The organism is Bacteroides sp. AM54-2NS (genome assembly GCF_003602935.1).
GTDB classification, from domain to species: Bacteria; Bacteroidota; Bacteroidia; order Bacteroidales; family Bacteroidaceae; genus Bacteroides; species Bacteroides xylanisolvens.
Map to the genome: position 1 here is coordinate 1 of NZ_QTMZ01000093.1, position 6938 is coordinate 6938.

4 protein-coding genes and 2 pseudogenes are annotated in these 6938 nt (G+C 51.4%); all 6 read right to left on the reverse strand.

The window, feature by feature from the left end; genetic code table 11:
* Positions 1–102: 102 nt before the first annotated feature.
* Entirely contained in the window at positions 103–504 is a 402-nt protein-coding gene (locus tag DXA05_RS25425) for a hypothetical protein (RefSeq protein ID WP_004320246.1), read from the reverse strand.
* Between the two features lie 17 nt (positions 505–521).
* Positions 522–1367 (reverse strand): phage antirepressor, encoded by an 846-nt coding sequence (locus DXA05_RS25430; RefSeq protein ID WP_004320247.1) that lies wholly within the window; start codon positions 1365–1367, stop codon positions 522–524.
* 12 nt (positions 1368–1379) lie between these two features.
* A complete protein-coding gene (locus tag DXA05_RS25435) occupies positions 1380–2144 on the reverse strand; it encodes a DUF5045 domain-containing protein (RefSeq protein WP_004320248.1) in 765 nt (254 codons plus the stop codon).
* A gap of 27 nt (positions 2145–2171) precedes the next feature.
* Complete coding sequence (locus DXA05_RS25440) at positions 2172–2897, reverse strand: hypothetical protein (RefSeq protein WP_004320249.1); 726 nt, start codon at positions 2895–2897, stop codon at positions 2172–2174.
* A 14-nt stretch (positions 2898–2911) separates the two neighbouring features.
* Positions 2912–5463: pseudogene (locus DXA05_RS25445) on the reverse strand (hypothetical protein).
* Positions 5464–5566: 103 nt separating this feature from the next.
* Positions 5567–6938, reverse strand: a pseudogene (locus DXA05_RS25450) (TraG family conjugative transposon ATPase); the annotation flags it as partial.

Genomic DNA, 6938 nt, shown 5'->3' on the forward strand with positions numbered 1-6938 from the left:
TGAAGGTGGCATCGGTCAGGAACTCGTTGGTCTGGAATATCACATCGTCAATCTCCTCTTCGAGGATGTTGATGCCGAAATCGCTGAGTATGTTGTCTGCCATCAGTGCTGGGTTCTATGGTTGATAATCTCTTTGATAAACTCTACGCCTTCCGGTGTCCACGACAGATAGAAGTGGTAGAAGCAGCGCATCCTGCCTGTGACATAAACCGCAATGCCCTTGTCCTGAAGGTCTTCACGCAGTTTCCACATCCCATATTCCTTGGTGATGATTCCTTCCTCTTTGAGCGTCTTCACAATCTTGCCGTAGTAACTTCCGACATGTTTGTGAAGCTTTGACATTGAAACTACCTGTAAATCAGATGGCATATAATGCTCATCAACGATGGGTGTCCTGCCGATGACGCTGATTCGCTTCGGCATCCTCGACATCTCCAACTGCCACTTGCCGTTTTTTCTCTTGGCGGCATAGAGGCGCAACTGTATTTTTGATATTGATTCCATAGCTACTTCTTTTTGTTTTATGTTCTTTCGATAACAGGAATGACTCCCACGCTCTTCAGTTTCTCATAGAGGAAGCGGCGGCCTTTCTGTGTCCACTTGGTGTTCATGCGCACATCTTCCGAGCCGTCCTTGTGTTTAATGAGGTAGGTCTCGCTGGTCACATAACCGCAGTCCTTGTAGTCGGCATAGAGAATCCACTGCTTGCCGCGCTGGTACTGGATATTCATGTCCTTAAGCCGTCGGTTGAAGCGGATGGACGACTCGCCATAGTCCTGTGCTATCTGTGTGACCAAGACGCTGCTCTTCGTGGCAAGGATGATGTCAAGGTAACTCACCTTGTCCTTCATCTCCGTCACTTCCTGCTGCAGGTCATCCACCTTGGAACCCAACTCAACGATGCGTGTCCTTTGGTGTTCACACTCCTGTTCGGCAAGCAGACGCTTCTGTCGCTCTTCCTTCAGATTGACAGCTAACTGTATCAGGAAGTCTGGCTCTGTCAATGCCTTCTCGATGGTCTGTTGTGTCATGTAGGCACCATGCTTGCGGATAGTGGGGAGCACCTCCGATGTCACCCAATGCTTGAACTCACGTGCCTTGGGCATCTTGGATGACAGTATGAGCGCGTAGAGTCCTGACTCGTTGATAAAGACGGTGTTAGCCTTGTAGTTGGAACCTGATACCTGAATTAGGTATGAGGTTTTGTCCTCTTCATCTACGTGATTCACAATGGCATTGGAGGGATTCTTGTACCCAAGAACTTCAGCAACGTCCTTTCCCATGAAGCCAACTTGACCGTCGGGCATTTCCAGTGTTCGTATCTGTCCAAACTCTGGGTTTTTGAAAATTTGAATGTTGTTATCCATCTCTGTTCTGATTTATCTGTTTACACTTTCTTCACCATCGCCGCCGCTGGAATCATCGCCGTCAGTGCCTGTCGTGCTCCTCACACCCTTCATGTTCTCCTGCCAACGGCTCTTGGCATCGCTGATGATGCTGCCTTTCTGCACCACACGGTCGTTGGTGGCTGCCAAGAGGACGGTGGTCTGTCTTTGGGTGTTGAGCTGAACGATATATTTGAGCAATGTCTCGTTCTGTGCCGTCAGGTCGGCATAAATGCTCAGATACTGTCGTTTCCTCTGCGCATTGGGCATATAGGCATCCTTAGTGGACTTCACCGCACACTGGTACATATTGTACAGTTCCTCCCAACGGCGTTTGTCGTTGATGGTGCCGCCTGTGGGGATGATGTGGTCGATGTTCGCCTTCATCTTGTCCAACTGACCGTTGATTTTGCTGCTCTCGGCAAGCCAGGCAAGGTCTATCTCACGGTCGGCGACGTTCAGGGCTTCCACCTCCGCACGCTTGGTCAGGGCAGAGTCTATCTTTTCCGCATCATCCACTTGGTTGTAGAGGTTGATGCCGGCAAGGGTGCGGAAGCCCAACTTGTTCTTCTCTGCCGCCGTCTTCTTGTAGCTGTTGTGCAACAGCCAATAATAGAACTCAGGGGTGAGAGAACCGCCACCCGTCTCCATCACCGTTATCTGGTTCTGCTTCGATGAGTCGTGGTTGTAGGTTACGCTTTGGGCTGTGGCTGTGATGGTGGCTACAGCCGCCATGATGAGTATCATTGTCTTCTTCATATTCATTCTTCTTTTGTTTGCAATCCGTCAATAGTCAAGTTTTCCTGCCACTTTCCATCGGCTGAAGGCATCTTCGAGTATCTCTTCCTTCGTCCGGGTGCGATACACTTTCTCTTTCCAGTAGCCCATGCGCAGCTGTACATACCGCCATGTCTGGAAGTATGCTTGGTTCAGATGTTTCTCTATCAGGTCCAACGAGTTGTTGATATTGTCCAACACCATCAGCAGGTCAGAGGTGGAACAGGCTGCCGCTCCCGTGGCATACAACACGAGGTCGTTGACACTATGATAGAGCTGACTTCCCTCGTTGTATATGTTGTCGATGGCTTTCTTGTTGATGCTGATGAGCATCGTGTCTGCCAGTTCGATGTGCTTCCGCTTGATGACCTTATCATTAAAGTCCTCCAAGAGGTTCTTGTAGTCACTGATGCGGTCGCTCACCGTCTGATAGGTGCTCTTCACATTCAGCACCGTGCGCAATGACTGGTACATCACATCGATGATGTCAAAGGCACGGGTGTATTTGTCCAAATCCACGTTCAGTTCCTTGTACTTGCCCACCTCCTCGCTACTGTATTCATGCAGCAGTTGGTTGCTGTATTCCAAGGTACTTCGTGCCAACAAGAGGCTTCGCTGCATCTTGTGGTCGTTGATGTATGCTTCTACCGACACCGCATCAAAGCCCCATTGCGCCAAGGCTGTCTTGGGGAAGAGAGTTATCAGTAGGAGAGCTATGATGATGGTATGTCTCATTCTTTGTTCCTCCCTCAATTTTCATTTTCATTCTCGTTCTCGTTTTCGTCACCATCCCCTCTGTTCGGGTCTGCATTCTCTCTCCATCGCTCGTAGCACTCTTCAATGAGTGTCCTTCTGCGACCTTGGTCAGCATCTATCGAGGGAAGAATGTCCTTCAGCACGTCGATAATGCTACGCTTGTAGTGCATCATTTTTTCTAATGATACCAAGTCGGCGTATATATTGGTGATACGGCTATCTACTTCACGGGCTATCTCCAGGCGGTCGCTCGACCAGAGCAGGTGTATCACATCGTCATTGTCAGCAGTCTGTGTCGCCTCGCTCTTGGCATACTCCGTAGTGATGCTGCACGTCGGGAACTCCTGGGCTATCTCTGAGATACGGCTGTTCACCTGCCGCGTCTTTTCCTCATCAGAGGCATTCGGGTCAAGGGTCAGCACATCCACTACCTGTGTGTCGGTGTATTCCGAGGTCAGTTCCCACGAAATTTGCAGTATCGCACGGTGTATCTTGATGCCAAGGAAGTACTTGGGCTTCCTCGCTATGGAGAGTGTTGCCTTGAAGGTGATGATGCCGTTGATGTTAGGCATGGTGGCTGTGCGCACGTAGGTATAGCCGTTCCACGAACCGGCTCCTTGCCACGTGAGGTTGTAGGCTGACTTCACATCCTGCATGATAGCAGGAATGCGGTAGTAGTCATCGGTGGCTGTGGCATTGTCGTTAGCCGCCTCGCTCTTGGCATCCTGTATGTCTGCCAACTGCTGCTGCCATGTCGCCAACTCCCTTTTCAGGTTGTCTATCTTCGTCTTGTTGGCATTGTATTGCTGTCGCAAGGCAGGGGCTTCCTCTACGGAGCATTGGCTATTTGCGTGAGCAGATTCTTGTTCTCTGTCTCCAACTGGCTTATCTGCGCCTCCAACAGGGCTATCTTGTTGCTTGCCTCACGTTCCTTCTCGTCCAGTTCCGAGAGGTCAAGATTGTTCTCCGTGACGGTTGTCCTCATGGCGCACTCCTTGCTGTGGGCATTGAGCGAACCGCCGCACTCACGGCACTTGTACCGCGTGCTGCCTTGTCCGAGGGTGACACCGTCCGAACAGGTGACACTGATGGTCACGCTCTCCACGCCCTTCAGCTTGGCGGCATCGGTGGCTTGGTAGTAGCGGCGTGCATCACTGGCGATGTAATAGACATAGCCCTCTTCGTTGTCGTTGTACTCCGAGAGACGTGCCTGCAACTGGCGTTTGAAGGTATTCAAGTCCATACTGTAGGAGTCGAAGACATCCTCATACACCTCTTCTACGTTGTTCCAACTCTTGGAAACGTGTATCTCGTAGGCATAGGCTTTCTTGGTCTGCTTGCCGCCACGGCTGATGATGTACGCGGACATCCAGTAGTTCATCGTATAGGTGAAGCCGTCGTTCTGTGCATTGAGCTGCTGCACACGGCTGCGACTCCATCCGGCATGGTTTTCCGAGTTTGTCAATATCTGCTCTCGCTGCGTGCTGTTAGGGTAGAAGTTGGGGTCGGAAGTATTGATGCGATACCAATGGTCACCGTTCAGAATGCTGTTGTCATCGGTCGGAGGATAGTAGTCACAGAGGCTCACGCTGCCTTGGTCTCGTCGGGCGATGTACCAACGCTGCGTGTAGTAGTTGCCCTGCGTCTCGCTCAGATAGTCTGTCATCCACGAGGTGATGTTGTAGTTGGAGAGGTCAAAGAGGGCTGCCACGTTGTCCTCGCCACCCACCAGACTGAGGAGGGTGCTGCCGATGCCGTTCTCTGCCTGTTCATAGAGGTCATGGTAGTTGTCATAGATGTCCAGTATCTTGCTCACCTTGCCATTGAACAACTCATTGAAGGCACTCTTCTGCAAGAGTGCGTCCGATGCCCCGTTGATGCCTGCCGTAGCCAACGATGCTCCCATGTTGTAAAGGGTTTCGATGTCTGCGGTGAGGTTCTCCACGGTGAAGTTGCCAGGCACACTGGCGATGTCGTCCAACAGCTGCTGCCAATCCACATTGCCTATCTCCGAGAGCTTGAGGATGGCGGCTATCTCCTGGTTGATTTCCAAAAACTGGATGTCGGCAAAGGTCAGGCTGCTGTTGGTCACCACGCTTTCAAACTGCATACACAGCGACTTGGTGTCGGCACATATCTTCATCAGGTAACTGCCCCAATAGAGGGCGGTCTGCGGACTCTTCAGCATCATGCCTGCCACCGTCCAGATCTTGGGCATAATCTTGTTTGCCACCATATTGTGGATGCGGCGGTAATAGTAGTTCTCCGTACTGCTGCTCCAGATGCCGAGGTCGGTGAATGCCTTGCGCTCCAAGAACTTGGCGGCGAAGATACCGGCAGTGGCAACCTCTGCGGCATTGTAGTGCTTCAAGATTTCGCCCGCCTGCTCGTTATAATAGCTCTCAGCCATAGCTCCAGCACCGAATGCGGCAGCCATGGCGGCAACGGTCTGCTTGTCATAGTTCACGCTGTAATACTGCGCATGAACCTTTCCCACGACAAGCGTCAGACACATATATATTATAATAAGGTGTATACGTCTCATTGCTTCACTACTTTACGTTTCTACTACTTTCAGTTTCTACTATTCCACTACTTTACTACTTGTAGTATTTACTATTGGTAGTATTCACTACTGATAGTATCTACTACCCAGCCACCGTTGACTTCGTCTTCGTCCGACGTGACTCGGGATAGCCCAAACGAGTTTGGGACTCTCCTCTCGCTACTCCGTCCGTTCCCGATGATTTTGTCATCGGGCTGTTGTCCCTCAGATTGAGCACCTTTCCCGCCTCATTCACCTTCTGCGCAAATGCCAACGACTTCCCGATGCCACTGGCATCCCAGTCCCAGCAATACCGCTCAATAGCCTCCTGATGGCTGCACTTCAGTTCTCGCTTATACAATTTCAATGCCTCCTTCTCAGCTCGCTCGGTGGTGTAGGTCATATAGCACTCGTGCGGTTCCTCCACACCATAGACTCCGCTCGTCGAGCCACGTCGGATAAACACCTCACGGAAGAAACTGCGTCCTTCCTTGTTCTCTAATCGGTTGACCGTGAAAATCTTCTTGCAATCCACATCGGTCAAGCCCAGTATCGCCTTGATCTCGTCGAAACGCTCACGGAACTTGCTCTGATCGAGCAGCATCACCACGTCGGAATTGTTGATGATGGCTTCCTTCACGATGGGACTGCCGATGATGTCCTGTATCTCCTGTGTCACCACGCCCACGCTCGCCCAGAACTTTCGGGCGGTCTTGTAGAGGTACTTGATGTACTCGGCCATCAACGGCGAGGCGATGGCTTTCCATGCCTCCTCGATGACTAAGCACTTGCGGTTCTTCTTCAGGCGCATCTTCTGCAAGAACACGTCCATGATGATGAGCGTCACGATGGGGAAGAGCTGCTTGTTCTCCTTGATGGCATCCACCTCGAAGACGATGAAGGTCTCGTCGAACAGGGTGCTATCGACGTTCTCGTTGAGAATCTTGTCGTACTTGCCGCCACGGTAGAAGTTCTGGAGCATGTAGGCGAAGTTGTCGCAGTCGATGGTGGTGATGTTGTTCTCGATGCATATCTGGTCGAGACGCTCACAGGCAAACTCATAGAACGAGTCGAAGGACAGCGTCTTCACTGCCAATGCCATGCGCCGCTCCTCCAGTCCGTGGATGAGTTTCTCCACCTTGTCGTGTATCTGAGTCAGCTCCGTGCCGCGCCGCTTCTCCATGGTGGAGAGGTTTTTTCTCAGTGTCTCCTTCTGTGAGGAAGGATAGGCTGAACGCCGTTGAAGTAGAAGTCGTAATATTCCGTCACCAACTGCTCCACCACACGGAACTCCAGTTCGGGTATCTGCACCTCCGAGCCTTTCCATATCAGCAGAATCAGGTTCTTCAGGAAGTCGATCTTCTCGATGTTCAGCTCCCGCTTGCTGATGTTGAAGGGGTTCATGGTGATGGGCTTGTCCTCCGTATAGGCGATGTACTTGCCGCCCACATACTCGCAGAGTCCCTCATACGAGT

Bases quoted from the DNA above. Each gene is read 5' to 3' on its own strand.
- DXA05_RS25425 (WP_004320246.1), bottom strand. From the start codon at position 504: ATGGAATCAATATCAAAAATACAGTTGCGCCTCTATGCCGCCAAGAGA.
- DXA05_RS25430 (WP_004320247.1), bottom strand. From the start codon at position 1,367: ATGGATAACAACATTCAAATTTTCAAAAACCCAGAGTTTGGACAGATA.
- DXA05_RS25435 (WP_004320248.1), bottom strand. From the start codon at position 2,144: ATGAAGAAGACAATGATACTCATCATGGCGGCTGTAGCCACCATCACA.
- DXA05_RS25440 (WP_004320249.1), bottom strand. From the start codon at position 2,897: ATGAGACATACCATCATCATAGCTCTCCTACTGATAACTCTCTTCCCC.